Source organism: Cecembia sp. (assembly GCF_007126775.1).
GTDB lineage: Bacteria > Bacteroidota > Bacteroidia > Cytophagales > Cyclobacteriaceae > Cecembia.
In genome coordinates this window covers 37,483-52,026 of the sequence record NZ_SLAP01000021.1, presented here as the reverse complement: position 1 = coordinate 52,026, position 14,544 = coordinate 37,483, and the positions used below count along the sequence as shown (strand labels likewise).

The following is a 14,544-nucleotide window of genomic DNA, read 5'->3' as shown; positions in this document are numbered from 1 at the left end:
TCAACTTCCAAAATAATCTAACTGAAACCTTACCCGGATGATCTTTTGTAGTTCATCTATGGGTGCAAAAGCATTCTTTAGCAGTTGCCTTTGTAGTTTTCCTAACCTCTCAGGCTGTATGTACCTGCCGGAATTTCCGGCCTGTAAACCTTCACTGGCACGCATGCGCATCAGGATTTCATAGGCTTTTCCAGCTTCCAACATCAGTTCTCGGTAATTAGGCTCTATTTCAGCTAATTTTTCAAAGCGTTTAAAGGTATTGTTAATACCTACCAGACGATGACTAAGTACCATGAGCCTTGCAATATCTGCCAAAGGCATCATGGCCCTGAGTTTGATATCAAACTTATCTTTTTGCTCCCCTGATTTTTCTACGATAAAGTTTCTGAAAAAACCCAATGGGGCGGGATTTAGGAGTGCATTTTTTGCAAGGAAATTCAGGAAAATTGACTTTGCAGATATTTCATTGAAAATGTGTTCGGATAATTCTTCAGTTAAAGCTTTTTGGCCGATGATTGGTCGAAAGTCAAAAAAAATGGTGGCATTCATCAAAGCCTGCTGATTGGGACTGTGTATCCAATCAGCGAACAGGTTTTTCCAAGTTGAAAGGGGTTGGCACCATTTAGGATTATTGGCCATTACTTCTGCAGGACAGGCTTGGAAGCCACAGGTAAGAAGCGTTTCTATTACATCCTGGGCAATCAACAGCATGTATTCCTGCGTAGTTTTTAACTTTTCTGCCGGAACATCTTCAAATACAATGGCATTGTCCAGGTCAGTTCTCAGCAATTGTTCTTCCCTGCCTTCACTGCCTAATGAAAGGAAGCAAAATTTGACTTTAGCGGCTTCAGGGTGATTATTGCCGTGTTTTTTGCAAGCCATTTGTACGGCTTTCCGTATAATGGTATCATTAATTTCTGAAATAATACTGGCCACAAAGTCTATGGAAACTTCGTTTTCAAGGTAATACTCTAAAAGGCGCTCAGCACGGTCTCTGATTTTGGCCATTTCAGATACATCCCAGGTATTCAAAAGGGCATTGATCAATACCGCAGGACTATTGCCCTGGGAAAGTAGTATATCATGGTCAGAGAGAATGCCTGTAATGGGGCTGTCAGAAGTACCATCTTCTGTGAAAATGAGGTGGTGCAACCTGTTTTTGATCATGGTCAGGTACAAGTCTGAAAAAGGGCTGTCTTTATTTTTGGTGATCACTGGTGAAGTCATCAGTTCATCAATAGCGGTATCATAGCCTTTATTTTGGGCGATCAACCTGTTCCTTAAATCTTTGTCTGTAAGAATACCTACTGGATGTTTTTTTGCATTTGTGATGACAATGGATCCCACACCTTTTTCCGCCATAGAGGCCACGGCATCCCTGATGGCCGTTCCTTGGGAACAGGTAAGTACCTGAGAAGAATAATTCAGATCTGATTGACCTGTAAAAATTAATAAGCCAGTATCTCTTGAAACTTCCTTAAAGCTAGTTCTGGCTTTCTGGGATTGGGATAGGTCAGTCCTCACAACCACCTGTCCTGAAGCAAATCCTGCTGCAAAATATAAGGCAACCCTACTGTTTTCATGTAAGGTCTTTTCAAAAATCTCTATAGGAATAGCATAAATTAAACTGTCTTCTTTGGCCTGGGCATTTAAGATGTAGGGTCTTTTCCCCAATAAGGCCAATACGCCAAATACGTCCCCTTCATCACATACTTCTACTACTTTTTCTTTTTCTTCTTTTGTTTCTGTCAAATGGACTGATCCTTCCTTGAGAACAAAGAAAAATTGTTGGGCAACATCCCCCTGCTTGAAAAGAAATTCGTTCTGGGAAATGTAGCGCACTTCAACCTGCCCTGCCACTTCTTCCAATGAAGCCTCATGCAGAAAGCTAAATGGAGGATAGCGTTTGAGAAATTCTTTGACCCTGTTGACAATAACATTCGCCATGATGGAAGTATTTTTGGAGCCCGGATTCCATTTGGAAAGGAATCGGGCTCTGAATTTTCATTTTATTTTCTGCCATCAATAATCTGATTGACTACTTCCGGATCCAACAAAGTGGAGGTATCTCCCATATTGTCAATTGCTCCTTCAGCTACCTTTCTCAAAATCCTTCTCATGATTTTTCCTGACCTGGTTTTTGGAAGCCCAGGTACTATCTGGATTTTATCAGGTTTGGCAATTGGACCAATGATTTTAGAGACAGTGTCTTTGATCTCATTGACCAGATTTTCTTCTGTCCTGTTTGTCATGTCACAGATCACATAGGCATAAATACCTTGACCTTTGATGTCATGTGGATAGCCTACTACTGCGGATTCGATGACCAATGGATGTTCGTTGATGGCGTTTTCAACCTCAGCTGTACCCATACGGTGTCCGGAAACATTGATGACATCGTCTACACGTCCAAGGATTCTGTAGTAGCCATCATGATCCCTTTTGACTCCGTCCCCTGTAAAGTACATGCCTTTATAGGTAGAAAAATATGTTTGCTTACAGCGCTCGTGGTCTCCCCAAGTGGTTCTGATCATGGACGGCCAAGGGAATTTGATGCAGAGGTTACCTTCTACTGAGTTTCCGGTAAGTTCGTTCCCTTCCGGGTCTACAATACAGAGTTGTATACCTGGCAAGGGCAAGGTAGCATATGCAGGTTTGGTGGGGGTAATCCCGGCAATCGGTGAAACCAAAATACCTCCAGTTTCGGTTTGCCACCAGGTATCCACTATAGGACATCTGGATTTTCCCACATGGGTATAATACCATCTCCAAGCTTCCTCATTGATGGGTTCCCCTACTGAACCCAATACCTTTAATGAGTCTAGGTTGTAAGGTTCTATCGGATCAGTTCCGTAAGCCTGGAGGGCTCTGATTGCAGTTGGAGCAGTATAGAACTGGTTTACTTTGTGTTTTTCCACAACCTGCCAGAACCTACCGGCGTCAGGGTAAGTTGGCACTCCTTCAAACATCAAAGTGGTAGCCCCGGCCAGTAAAGGGCCATAGACTATGTAGGAATGTCCTGTAATCCAACCTATATCCGCAGTACACCAATAGATATCCCCAGGGGCATATTGGAAGACATTTTCAAAGGAATATTTGGTATAGACCATATAGCCTGCTGTTGAGTGAACCACTCCTTTGGGCTTTCCTGTTGATCCAGATGTGTACAAAATAAAAAGAGGGTCTTCACTGTCCATTTCTTCAGCGATATTGTGATCCTCCTGGCCTTCAATCATCTCATCCCACCAGAAATCCCTTCCTGCTTTCATATCCACATCCTGACCTGTTCTTTTACAAACAATCACGGTTTCTACAGAGGACTTTTCCAAGGCTTCATCCACCACCGCTTTAACTGGGATCTTTTTATTTCCCCTGAAATTGCCATCAGCTGTCAGGATGGCTTTGGCTTCACAGTCAATTACCCTATCAGCCAGCGCATTTGAACTGAAACCGGCAAAGACTACTGAATGGATGGCGCCAATTCTGGCACAGGCCAACATGGCTACTGCAGCTTCAGGGATCATGGGCATGTAGATGATCACACGGTCTCCTTTACCTATTCCTTTTGATTTGAGTGCATTGGAAAATTGACAAACCAGGTGATAAAGCTCCTTATATGTTATTTTTTTACTCTCCTCTTTGGGGTCATTTGGCTCCCAAATCAGTGCTACCCTATCTCCATAAGCAAAAAGGTTCTTCTCGAAAATATTTTCCGTGATATTGAGTTTACCATTGACAAACCACTGTACATTTGGGCCCTCAAAATCCCATTTGAGCACCTTATCCCATCTCTTTTTCCAATGGAAGGAATCTGCAATACGTGCCCAGAAATTTTCCGGTTCAGTCACTGATTTCTGATATTCGTAGAAGTAACCGCTGAGGGTGTGAATCCTATCACTCATAATGCTATTGTTTATTTGGTTATTGTAAATTGATTTAATTCATTAATAGTTTGACCTTATTTACCAAGTCTTTTGTTGAAAATGGCTTTGTCAGGTATAGATCTGCTCCTAAACTCAGCCCCTTTTGAATATCCTGTTGCTTACTTTTAGCAGTAAGGAATACCACCTTTGTGGTTTGGTGGTTCTTTTTGAGATGACGGCATACTTCATAGCCATCTACCCTGGGCATCATAACGTCCAATATCACCAATTCCAGATGATTTTCTTCAATAATGCCCAAAGCCTCTTCTCCATCTCTTGCAATAAATACCCGGTATCCCTCTTTTTTGAATAAAAATTCCAGGGATAACAAGATATTGGGTTCGTCGTCGACAATTAATATTTTATTCATGGTCAATCGGGTAGTTTATGCTTTTATTAACATCCTCATTTATTGGTAAAACAAATTCAAAGCAGGTCATTCCGTCCTTTCTTCCGACATGTATACTGCCACCATGGTATTCCACAATTTTTTTGGAAATAGCCAAACCCAGTCCACTGCCGATGGGCTTCTTGCTCGTTTGGTTTTTGGCCTGGAAGAATTTGTCGAAAATATAAGGAATCTCTTCTTCCGGAACTCCTTTGCCATCGTCCTTGACATAGATGAGGAAATGATCATTTCCTTCATATCTTGCTTCTAAGATCACCTTACTTTTGGCAAACTTAGAAGCGTTGGATAGCAGGTTTAAAATTACCTGCTTAATCCTGTCTTCATCAATGATAAGCTCCAATTCACCGAAGTCCAACTTGATCTCAAATTTTAATCCTTTTTCTTTGAATACTTGTAACATGCTGTCCGCAGCCTGTAATATCAATATTTTTAAATCTGTTTTTTCGAGGTTAAGCTTTTGTCTTCCCGAATCAAAGCGCTCCAGGTCCAGTACCTGGTCTATCAATCGGCTCATTCGGTTAGTTTCATCAATGATGATGTTGAGAAACCTCTTTTTATCCTTTTCAGGCAGATCTTCATCCAAAAGAATTTCAGAAAAAGCCCGAATGGAGGTGATTGGCGTTTTCATTTCATGCGTGACGGTGGATATGAATTCATCTTTGAGCATATCATTTAATCGGAGTGCTTCATTCATTTCAGATAGCTTCTCTGAAGCCTTTTTAAGTTCCTTGCTCTTTTGTTTCAATTGTAGGTTGAGTGATTTAAGCTCCTGGGTTTCCTTCAGGATTCCCAACACTTCCTCCATGCTGATCTCTTCCTCTTTGACCACAGAGCCTACCATGATCCTGGCAGAAGCCGATCCGATGATACCGGAGAGGACCCTTTCACAATAATTGACCAATTCTGGATCAGCATACTTGTTGGAGCTTAAAGGTTTGCCACTATGCTTGAGGTATTGGTGAAATACTTTTTCTGCCTTTTCTTCACCGATAAAATTATGGAGCAAAGCTTTGAGATCTGGCAGGTAAGCTTGTCCCTTCCAAATAATGGAGCTGTCCAATGTGGTACTGTATTTGAAGATATCTACAAAGACCAAGGCTTGATTATGTTCTTTGGAAGTCTGATCAGTGAAAAGGGAAATCGCGATATATAGGAGGAGATTTAAGGAAAGGCTGAAAAACAAGCCATGGGTAACGTAACTCATATTTTCCATTCCCAGCAGGCTATATGGCTTCAAAGCTGAAATTCCAAAAAGACCTTCTGTCATCAAGCTTTGGGGTAGGTAACCTGCAGATACAATGGTAGGTATCACCAAAGTGAAAAACCAGATTGTAAAACCTGCAATGATTCCCCAGAGTGCTCCTAATCTTGCACCATTTTTCCAAAATATTCCCCCCAAAATTGCAGGAGCAAACTGCGCGATAGCTACAAATGAAATCAAGCCTATGGAAACCAAAGAAAACTGCCCTGATACTTCTTTGTAGTAGATATAGGCCAAGAAGATGATCAAAAAAATAGTTGTTCTTCTGATCCAAATCACTTTATCACCCAATTCATTTTGGAGTTTGCTTTTGAACTTTTGATTGAGCAATAAAAGGGGGATGATCAGATTGTTGCTCACCATATTGGAAAGGGCAATTGTGGAGACAATGATCATGCTTGTGGCTGCAGAAAAACCGCCAAGGTAAACCAAAATGGCCAACCAATTCTGGTTGTAAGCAATGGGCAAGGCCAAAACAAAAGTGTCTGCATCCACATTGGCATCTGAAAAATGTACTAAGCCCCCTATTGCTACAGGAAATACAAACACATTGATGAGTAAAAGATAGAGGGGAAAAAGCCACATGGCTTTGTCCAGATGCTTTTCATCGCTGTTTTCTACCACCGCCATTTGAAATTGCCTTGGTAAAAACAAGATGGCCATCATTGAAAGACCACTCATCCAGAACCATTCAGAAGCGCTATTTTCTCCTTGCAGGGAAAATAGATACTCGAAATTCCTCAAACTGGCTTGATCGAAAATGTCTCTGAATCCATCATATACAAAATAGGTGACAAATATTCCAACTGTAAGGAACGCGATCAACTTGAACAAAGACTCAAAAGCCACTGCTACCACCATACCCTCATGCTGGGCTGTTGCTTCTGCATCGCGCGTCCCAAAGAGAACGGTGAAAAAAGCGAGTCCCAAAGCCAGATAGAAAGCTGTATCCTGATAGAAGGGAACTTGAAATGCCTGAAGTGGCGCATCTGAATACTGGAGAATATCAAAGGAAGTGGCCACAGCTTTGATCTGAATAGAGGTGTAGGGGATGATACCGATTAAACAGAAGACGGTTACTACACCGCCCAATGAAATGCTTTTCCCATACCTGCTGGAAATAAAGTCTGCTATAGAGGAAATTCTTTGGACTTTACTGATCCTAATGATTTTCCGCATGATGATCCACCAAAGTGGGGCAACCAAGCTAGGGCCAATATAGATGGTAAGGAATTCCAGCCCATTTGTGGCTGCTCTGCCCACAGATCCATAATAGGTCCAGGCAGTACAGTAAACAGCCAAGGAAAGGGAATAGATATAAGGATTGGTCGCATAGCTTTTCCCTCTTTTGGCCGATTGCTCCGAAAAAAAAGCAATGGCAAAAAGCAAGGCCAGATAGCCGAAAGTAAATGCTATGATCAAACCTTTACTCAGCATTTTTTGGAGCAGCTGTTTTTTTGATAATCCAGTAAGTCAAGGCAATGATCAATGCCCAGAAAATAAAGAGAAATAGAAAAAGCAGGGGGATTCCCCTCCATTTTTCCGGAATATTGTACAGGGACAGCAAGGGATAATTCAACAGAAATAATCCCAAAAAAAACAATACCCACAAATATTGGCCTTTCGCTTTTGCTTTCATTTTACAGATCTATGAAAGTATAAATTACGGTTTTTGCTTTATTGAAAAAAGGGAAGCTCTGACATTTGTTCTGCCAGAGTCCCTTTTACCTTATCATCAACCTTTATTTAATGATCGTGTGCTTTACCGGCACCTCTTGGAATTCTGATTTCCTGAATCATATCCTGGACTTCCTGTGGAGGTGCAGGTGTGGCCTTGGATACAAGATAACATACGATAAAGTTGATCAGCATACCAATAGAACCTATCCCTTCGGGAGAAATACCAAACCACCATTTGTCAGAAGATACCGCCTCAGGAGGAAGATTCAAGAGGTTTTGGCCAAACTTGAAGTAGGTGATGTAAAGAATAGTAAATACCAAGCCAGAAACCATTCCTGCAATTGCACCCTCTTTATTGATCCTGCTTGAGAAAATTCCCATTATAATGACAGGAAAGAAGGATGCTGCCGCAAGTCCAAAGGCAAATGCCACTACTTCTGCTACAAAACCGGGAGGGTTTACGCCGAAGTAACCTGCCAATCCCACCGCACCTGCTGCAGAAATACGTGCAATCAAAAGCTCTCTTTTCTCTGTCATGTTTGGTTTGAAAGTCCTGAATAGGTCACGGGATACAGAAGTGGAAATCACCAGTAGTAAACCTGCAGCCGTAGAAAGTGCGGCAGCCATCCCTCCTGCGGCAACCAAACCTACTACCCAGTTGGGCAATTGGGCAATTTCCGGACTTGCCAATACCATAATATCACGGTCAATATTCATCTCGTTAGTCGCTAAATCAGGCGTGTACTGTACTATTCCGTCTCCGTTTTTGTCATCAATTGTGATCAGGTTTGTTTTTTGCCAATTGCCTACCCATTCCGGAAGCTCATTCACAGGTTGTCCAGCTACCGTATCAATGGCATTGTAGATGCCAAATGCAGCTACTGCCGGAGCAGTAGTATATAGGATAGCAATAAAAACAAGTGCATATCCTGCTGAAAGTCTGGCATCTTTTACCCTAGGTACCGTAAAGAATCTTACAATCACGTGAGGTAAGCCTGCAGTGCCCACCATAAGCGCAAGTGTAATTGCAAATATATCTGCCATTCCCTTTCTTCCGGAGGTATACTCTGCAAAACCCAAGTCTGACAGCACTCCATCGAGTTTTTGTAAAAGTGGTGTGCCATCGGCTACGGAGTCACCAAAACCCAATTGTGGAACGGGATTACCTGTGAGCTGCATAGAAATGAAAATTGCAGGAACCATGTAAGCAAAAATCAGTACGCAGTATTGGGCAACTTGCGTGTAGGTGATTCCCTTCATACCACCCAATACGGCATAGAAAAAGACAATACACATACCGATTATTACGCCTGTGTTGATATCCACCTCAAGGTATCTTGAGAAAACTATCCCAACCCCACGCATCTGTCCTGCTACGTATGTGAAGGAAATAAAGAGGGCGCAGATTACTGCTACCACGCGTGCTTTGTTGGAATAATACCTGTCTCCCACGAAATCAGGCACTGTAAATTTCCCAAATTTTCTAAGATATGGGGCAAGGAGTAAGGCCAGCAGTACGTAGCCTCCTGTCCAGCCCATCAGGTACACCGATCCATCATAGCCTGAAAAGGCGATAATCCCTGCCATAGAGATAAAAGAAGCTGCCGACATCCAGTCTGCTGCTGTTGCCATTCCGTTGGCCAAAGGAGATACCCCACCACCTGCTGTGTAAAATTCTTTAGTAGAACCTGCCCTGGTGTAGATTGCGATTCCAATGTAGACTGCAAAAGATGCACCTACCAATATATATGTCCAAGTTAAGATTTCCATGTTTGTAGTTTGGTTAGTGGTTATTCTTCGTTGACGTCAAATTCTTTATCTAATTGGTTCATGCGGTACACGTAGACGAAGATCAATACTACGAATGTGTAAATTGAACCTTGTTGTGCAAACCAGAAACCCAGTTTAAATCCACCAAATTGGATGGTGTTCAAAGGTTCGACCAATAGGATTCCGAATCCAAAGGATACCAGAAACCATATTGCCAATAGGATGAGAAGCGTTTTAAGATTCTTTTTCCAGTAGGCTTTCATTTTTAGTTTTTGTTCAGACATTGTATTTTGGGTTATTAGTTTTTATAAGAAAATATGTGTTTGTAGAATGAGTTCTCCAGCAGATCCACTTTTTCGGTAATTTTCAAATAGGGGACGGTTGCTGTATTGTAAGGTTATTTTAGCCTGATGGCCATTCATATAATAATTGAAACCAAAGTCATATTGCCATGAGCTGCTTTCAAACAATTCAAAGTTTTTATGGGTGATTGCACCGAATGGCTGAACTCTGCCATGGTCCTCCAGAATACTTTTGGGTAAGAGAAAACCCGTTTGAGAATAGAAGATATTTCCTGTACCGATAGTTGGCTGTGCATTACCAGGACCGTTTTGGGTAGATCCTGCTCCAAAACCCACATTCATAATTCCTACATTCCGCATGTAGTTGGGACCAAAATCATAGCTGTAGAATACTGCATAAGAGGTAAGTGCCGTGCCTGTCAAAGGGTTTAGTGGAATATCAAGGAATGCATCTAAACCAATAAGCTTGATATCATGTAGGTTGGCAGTTCCATCAGCAGCTCTTGACATGGTGGCGTCTGCATGGTGGTGCCAACCTCCTCCAATATTGAATACCTTTTTGGATCCCAAATAAGAACCTACGAAAAAAGGCAACTTGTTATTTTCAGTTTCCAGAAATTGGTAAGCGATGTAACCTTGTGTTGCCCAGTTATCATTGACTATATTGGCGGCTATTGGAACCTGCCTGCCTTCATCAAATCGTCCTCCATTGCCTACTGAAAAAGGTTTGTTAAGTGCCAGTCTATAATCCCATTTTTTAACCTGTCCTTTTGCATAAATTCCAAACTGCCGGGCAAATTGATCAGTCAGTTCTATCAATGGCCAATTAAAAATAGGTGCATCAATGGCCATAAAATTCAAAGTGCTGTGGCTGGTCATTCTGGAAATTCCGTTCCAATAATGCAAACCTGTACCTAAATAAAGTTCATTCAGGATTTTGAATTCCGTCCAAATATCATGGAAGAAGAGTTGGGGTTTTTTGGCGGACATGCCATTGGCAGTCCCCACGCCTGTTTCAGGATTTACGCTTACCGGTAGGCCTCCAGGGTTTCCCGTCAGCCCTCCTCCAGGTACACCTCCATTGGTAAAAGTTTGGTTGTTGATTCCCCAGTGGGTAAGCACCAAAAAGCGGGGAGAAACTTGCGCATATGCTAGGAATCTTGCCCTTCGGATACCAATATCAAAGGAATTATCCTTAGGCTGACCATCTACACCAAGGGTTCCGGGATTATTTTCTGTAGAACGCAACCACAATTGGTTCCAAACCAGAAAACGTATGTATTTGCTGCCGTCCTCAGAAAGTTTTAGGGTGAGTGGTTTGTACTCATGGGCTACAAACATCTCATCTTTGGCTGCCATATAAGTAGACAGGGTGTCTTGACCAAAGGAGGGTATACAGTACAGAACAATGCCTATAAAGCTGTATAGCCATTTCAATTTAAACTTCATGGTTTTTGGGTTTGTTGTTATTGACTATAGAAGTCGGGCCCGAACAACAAGTGGAATCTAATTTGGGAACTAGATTGGTGAATGAAAAAACGGCTGTATATAAATGTTAAATAAGTATAGTTAAAAAATTATATTTGGTTTAACGGTTTCTGAACCTTTCCCATTTAATAATCATGAATTTGTCTCCTAGCTCTGTAATCAGCATGCCTGTATCTGTTAAATTCTCTTTTTGAGCCATATATTTGACCAATTCTGTGTGGTTGAGCACTTTATAAGTAGGCCGGTAATCGTAATTTTCAGGGGCTTTGATTTTGTATTGTTTGACCCAATTCATGACAGAGACATGACTTACACCCAATATTCTTTCGATTTCCCTATAAGATATACCTTCCACATAGAGTTGTAAAGCTTTTACGACATAATACTTATCGATGGACTTTCCCAGTTTATTGACTGTAAAATGGTAACCGCATTTTTTACACTTAAACCGCTGCCTTCCTCCTACAACACCACTTTTAACAATTTTGGTATGGTCACATTTGGGGCAGAATGGCTTCTCCATAAAAACGTATTTGTGTTTTATATATAAATTTAGCGAAAGTATATCATATTAGCAAAAAGAGCTACGATTTTGTTTATTGTCTGCTAAAACAAAATAAAATAATGAATTTTTCCAAAATCAGAATCAAAAAATCTAGAGAAGCATTTCAAGAGAAATGGCCAAGGCAAAAGCAATCATGCTTACAATCACTTTATTCAAATAGAATCGGTGATCTGGGCTGCTTTCAAAGAAAATGGTGGTAGAGATATGCAAGAAACTGCCCGCAACGATTCCGTAGAAAACATTCATGGTTCCACCACCTAGGATTTTACTTTCGTAAAGGTAATTGCTCAATAACATACCCAAAGGAGAAGCAAGCGCAAATATGGTAAGCAAAGCAAAAATCCACCTTTTTTTTAAGGAGCTCATCAAGACTGCAACCAGTGCAAATGCCTCTGGTCCTTTGTGCAACAAAATTCCAAAGAGCAAATTATTACTTCCATGGTGGTGGTGATGGTGGTGATCATGCCCACTATGATCATGCAGGTGGGCAGATAAAGAACCTTCATTCCCTAAGAGGGTCCCTTCAAGAAAAGCATGCATAAATAGGCCTATCATGATGGTCCATACGCCTGCATTGGCCGCATGCTGATGACTGGGATGATGGATATGTCCATGTTCAACTCCCGTAGAAAAAAGGGCAAGAATTTGCTGCAGAAAAAACCCAACAAGAATATAAAGTCCCATTTTTGGAGCATCAATTGCATCCATAAACAATTCGGGTAAGATGTGAAGCACTGTGATGGCAAACAAATAAGATCCTGCAAAAACAAGAACAAGTTTAAAATACCGCTCTTCCCAACTTGGAATAAAATACGCCAATCCTCCGGCAAGCATAGCTGTAGCAAATAAAAGGATAAAGTTTAATACCATCTTTTTTGGGTCTTTGCCTGTTAATTGTTGACAAAAGAAAGAAAGGGTTCAAGACCTTCACTGACATAGGAGCCAATATTTCCTTCCGCGTCATTATAAATCAAAAAAATTTCAAAATCACCGTATTTCTGCTGCAATGCGATTGCTTTTTCTGTACCCAGAACCATCAAGGCAGTGGCTATTGCATCTGCTGTGATGCAATCATCGGCTACAACTGTAGCGCTCAGCAATCCATGATTTACCGGACGACCTGTGGAAGGATCAATGGTATGGGAAAATTTCTTACCATCGATCTCATAATAATTCCGGTAATTGCCAGAAGTAGCCATGGCTCTATTATGAAGTGCAATCACACTGTATAGGTTTTCTTGTCTTTCTTCTTCCTCTGGTCTGCTTATCCCTACTTTCCATATCTCTCCGCTTTCATTTACTCCTCTTGCCACTAACTCTCCCCCAATCTCGACTAACATGTTATTTATCCCCTTGCTGGATAAAAATTCAGCCGAAATATCCACACCATAACCTTTTGCATTGGCACTAAAATCTAATTTAATACCTGATTTACCCTTTTTTACCCGCTTTTCATCAAATATGATATTGTCGAAATTTATCAAAGGTAAAAGCTGTTCGATCCTTATACTGTCATTGAGTTGGGGTCCTTCCGGCCCAAATCCCCATAAATTTACCAAGGGACCTACAGTGGGATCAAATGCTCCTTCGGTCACCTCAAAAATCTCCTTACTGGAAACGAGAACAGGATAGAAAAAAGGAGAATCATATATGAGAGAATCACCTTTGTTGAAGCGACTGATCTCAGACTCCGGAATATAGGTGGATAGCGACTGGTTGAAAACAAGTAAAAGAGAATCTATACTTTGCTGAAAATTTCTTGCTTCTTCGTCCAGGTAAACGATTCTGTAGCTCGTCCCCATAGTGTTCCCAGTCAGCGTAATTTTATTGGGATTTAAAACTGTGGACTCTGCCTTAGGAGCCGAATTACTTTGTCTGTATAAATAGACAATAGCCACCAACAAGAGCAATACTATGGAATAAATTATATTTTTATTGGCATTACTTCTCATCTAATCTTGTAATTTTCTCGAAAGTTAATGGATATTTTCCAAATAAAGTTCCAATCCATAAAAAATGCAACAATATTGCAATATTAGGGTATACGCATTTTACTCCTTTCTGCCTTGCGCTAAATTTATATCTTTGTAATTGCTGAAGCATAAGGTATGAGAGAAGATTATTTGAGCGGTGATAAGGAAAAATTGAATTCCTCAGACAGGGAAGTAGAAAAGGCCTTGAGGCCATTGAGTTTTGACGATTTTACCGGTCAGTTCAAGATCGTAGAGAACTTGAAAATATTTGTATTGGCGGCCAAAAGAAGAAATGAGCCTTTAGACCATGTGCTTTTACATGGCCCCCCAGGTTTGGGAAAGACTACATTGAGCCATATTATTGCCAATGAGTTGGAAGCAGGGATAAAGATTACTTCAGGTCCCGTTTTGGACAAGCCCTCCGACTTGGCGGGGCTCTTGACCAATTTGGAAGAAGGAGATGTACTTTTTATCGATGAAATTCACCGTTTGAACCCAATTGTAGAGGAGTACCTGTACTCTGCCATGGAAGATTTCCGAATCGATATAATGTTGGACTCAGGGCCAAATGCGAGGTCAGTACAAATTTCACTTAGTCCTTTTACCCTTATAGGAGCAACCACCCGCTCCGGCTTGCTGACTTCTCCACTTCGTGCGCGTTTTGGTATCAATTCCCGTCTGGAATATTATGATGCCAAATTGTTAACAGATATTGTGGGAAGGTCTGCCAGTATTTTACAGACTCCAATTGATGATGTGGCCGCATTTGAAATTGCAAGAAGAAGTCGTGGAACACCAAGGATTGCCAATATGCTTCTCAGGAGAACCCGGGATTTTGCAGAGATCAAAGGTGATGGCAAAATCAATCTGGAAATTGCCAAAATGGCTTTGGATGCCCTCGATGTAGATGAAAATGGTTTGGATGAAATGGACAACAGGATACTGATGACCATCATCGAAAAATTTAAAGGGGGGCCCGTAGGCCTGGGAACCATAGCTACAGCCTGTGGGGAGGAAGCGGAAACCATTGAGGAAGTTTATGAGCCTTTTTTAATTCAGGAAGGGTATCTTAAGCGGACCGCAAGAGGAAGAATGGCCACCGAATTGGCTTATAACCATCTTAAAATCAAACCCAATTTTGGAGGAAGTACAGGAAGTTTGTTCGAATAACTC

Annotated in this window: 12 protein-coding genes; 1 reads left to right on the top strand and 11 read right to left on the bottom strand. The window is 41.3% G+C overall.

Annotated elements, in window-relative coordinates; translation table 11 throughout:
• From QZT73_RS01655 to QZT73_RS01605, 11 genes are all read right to left on the bottom strand, one after another.
• Positions 1-1,947 (bottom strand): DUF294 nucleotidyltransferase-like domain-containing protein, encoded by a 1,947-nt coding sequence (locus QZT73_RS01655; RefSeq protein ID WP_291781922.1) that lies wholly within the window; start codon positions 1,945-1,947, stop codon positions 1-3.
• A 62-nt stretch (positions 1,948-2,009) separates the two neighbouring features.
• On the bottom strand, positions 2,010-3,902 hold the full coding sequence (gene acs, locus QZT73_RS01650; RefSeq protein WP_291786264.1) for an acetate--CoA ligase: 1,893 nt from the start codon (positions 3,900-3,902) through the stop codon (positions 2,010-2,012).
• Positions 3,903-3,936: 34 nt separating this feature from the next.
• Positions 3,937-4,293: a response regulator gene (locus QZT73_RS01645; protein WP_291781916.1), complete on the bottom strand. Its 357-nt coding sequence runs from the start codon at positions 4,291-4,293 to the stop codon at positions 3,937-3,939.
• Positions 4,286-7,030 carry an ATP-binding protein gene (locus QZT73_RS01640; RefSeq protein ID WP_291781913.1) on the bottom strand — a complete coding sequence of 915 codons (2,745 nt, stop codon included), beginning with the start codon at positions 7,028-7,030 and terminating at the stop codon, positions 4,286-4,288. The genes QZT73_RS01645 and QZT73_RS01640 overlap by 8 nt, the downstream gene beginning before the upstream one ends.
• Positions 7,020-7,232 carry a hypothetical protein gene (locus QZT73_RS01635; protein ID WP_291781910.1) on the bottom strand — a complete coding sequence of 71 codons (213 nt, stop codon included), beginning with the start codon at positions 7,230-7,232 and terminating at the stop codon, positions 7,020-7,022. Before QZT73_RS01635 ends, QZT73_RS01640 begins: the two co-directional genes overlap by 11 nt.
• A 107-nt stretch (positions 7,233-7,339) precedes the next feature.
• Positions 7,340-9,043 (bottom strand): sodium:solute symporter family protein, encoded by a 1,704-nt coding sequence (locus QZT73_RS01630; RefSeq protein ID WP_291781907.1) that lies wholly within the window; start codon positions 9,041-9,043, stop codon positions 7,340-7,342.
• A 20-nt stretch (positions 9,044-9,063) separates the two neighbouring features.
• On the bottom strand, positions 9,064-9,327 hold the full coding sequence (locus tag QZT73_RS01625) for a DUF4212 domain-containing protein (RefSeq protein WP_291781904.1): 264 nt from the start codon (positions 9,325-9,327) through the stop codon (positions 9,064-9,066).
• Positions 9,328-9,348: 21 nt separating this feature from the next.
• Positions 9,349-10,794 (bottom strand): porin, encoded by a 1,446-nt coding sequence (locus QZT73_RS01620; protein WP_291781902.1) that lies wholly within the window; start codon positions 10,792-10,794, stop codon positions 9,349-9,351.
• 139 nt (positions 10,795-10,933) lie between these two features.
• Complete coding sequence (locus QZT73_RS01615) at positions 10,934-11,356, bottom strand: helix-turn-helix domain-containing protein (protein ID WP_291786261.1); 423 nt, start codon at positions 11,354-11,356, stop codon at positions 10,934-10,936.
• Between the two features lie 132 nt (positions 11,357-11,488).
• Positions 11,489-12,268: a zinc permease gene (locus tag QZT73_RS01610; RefSeq protein ID WP_291781896.1), complete on the bottom strand. Its 780-nt coding sequence runs from the start codon at positions 12,266-12,268 to the stop codon at positions 11,489-11,491.
• 20 nt (positions 12,269-12,288) lie between these two features.
• A complete protein-coding gene (locus tag QZT73_RS01605; RefSeq protein ID WP_291786259.1) occupies positions 12,289-13,350 on the bottom strand; it encodes an FAD:protein FMN transferase in 1,062 nt (353 codons plus the stop codon).
• Between the two features lie 156 nt (positions 13,351-13,506).
• Here QZT73_RS01605 and ruvB point away from each other — a divergent pair, with 156 nt between their 5' ends.
• Complete coding sequence (gene ruvB, locus QZT73_RS01600) at positions 13,507-14,541, top strand: Holliday junction branch migration DNA helicase RuvB (protein ID WP_291786257.1); 1,035 nt, start codon at positions 13,507-13,509, stop codon at positions 14,539-14,541.
• Positions 14,542-14,544: the final 3 nt, after the last annotated feature.

What these genes read in the sequence shown, in the direction of transcription:
- QZT73_RS01655 (WP_291781922.1), bottom strand. Translation starts at nt 1,947, where the DNA reads ATGGCGAATGTTATTGTCAACAGGGTCAAAGAATTTCTCAAACGCTAT.
- acs (WP_291786264.1), bottom strand. Translation starts at nt 3,902, where the DNA reads ATGAGTGATAGGATTCACACCCTCAGCGGTTACTTCTACGAATATCAG.
- QZT73_RS01645 (WP_291781916.1), bottom strand. Translation starts at nt 4,293, where the DNA reads ATGAATAAAATATTAATTGTCGACGACGAACCCAATATCTTGTTATCC.
- QZT73_RS01640 (WP_291781913.1), bottom strand. Translation starts at nt 7,030, where the DNA reads ATGCTGAGTAAAGGTTTGATCATAGCATTTACTTTCGGCTATCTGGCC.
- QZT73_RS01635 (WP_291781910.1), bottom strand. Translation starts at nt 7,232, where the DNA reads ATGAAAGCAAAAGCGAAAGGCCAATATTTGTGGGTATTGTTTTTTTTG.
- QZT73_RS01630 (WP_291781907.1), bottom strand. Translation starts at nt 9,043, where the DNA reads ATGGAAATCTTAACTTGGACATATATATTGGTAGGTGCATCTTTTGCA.
- QZT73_RS01625 (WP_291781904.1), bottom strand. Translation starts at nt 9,327, where the DNA reads ATGTCTGAACAAAAACTAAAAATGAAAGCCTACTGGAAAAAGAATCTT.
- QZT73_RS01620 (WP_291781902.1), bottom strand. Translation starts at nt 10,794, where the DNA reads ATGAAGTTTAAATTGAAATGGCTATACAGCTTTATAGGCATTGTTCTG.
- QZT73_RS01615 (WP_291786261.1), bottom strand. Translation starts at nt 11,356, where the DNA reads ATGGAGAAGCCATTCTGCCCCAAATGTGACCATACCAAAATTGTTAAA.
- QZT73_RS01610 (WP_291781896.1), bottom strand. Translation starts at nt 12,268, where the DNA reads ATGGTATTAAACTTTATCCTTTTATTTGCTACAGCTATGCTTGCCGGA.
- QZT73_RS01605 (WP_291786259.1), bottom strand. Translation starts at nt 13,350, where the DNA reads ATGAGAAGTAATGCCAATAAAAATATAATTTATTCCATAGTATTGCTC.
- ruvB (WP_291786257.1), top strand. Translation starts at nt 13,507, where the DNA reads ATGAGAGAAGATTATTTGAGCGGTGATAAGGAAAAATTGAATTCCTCA.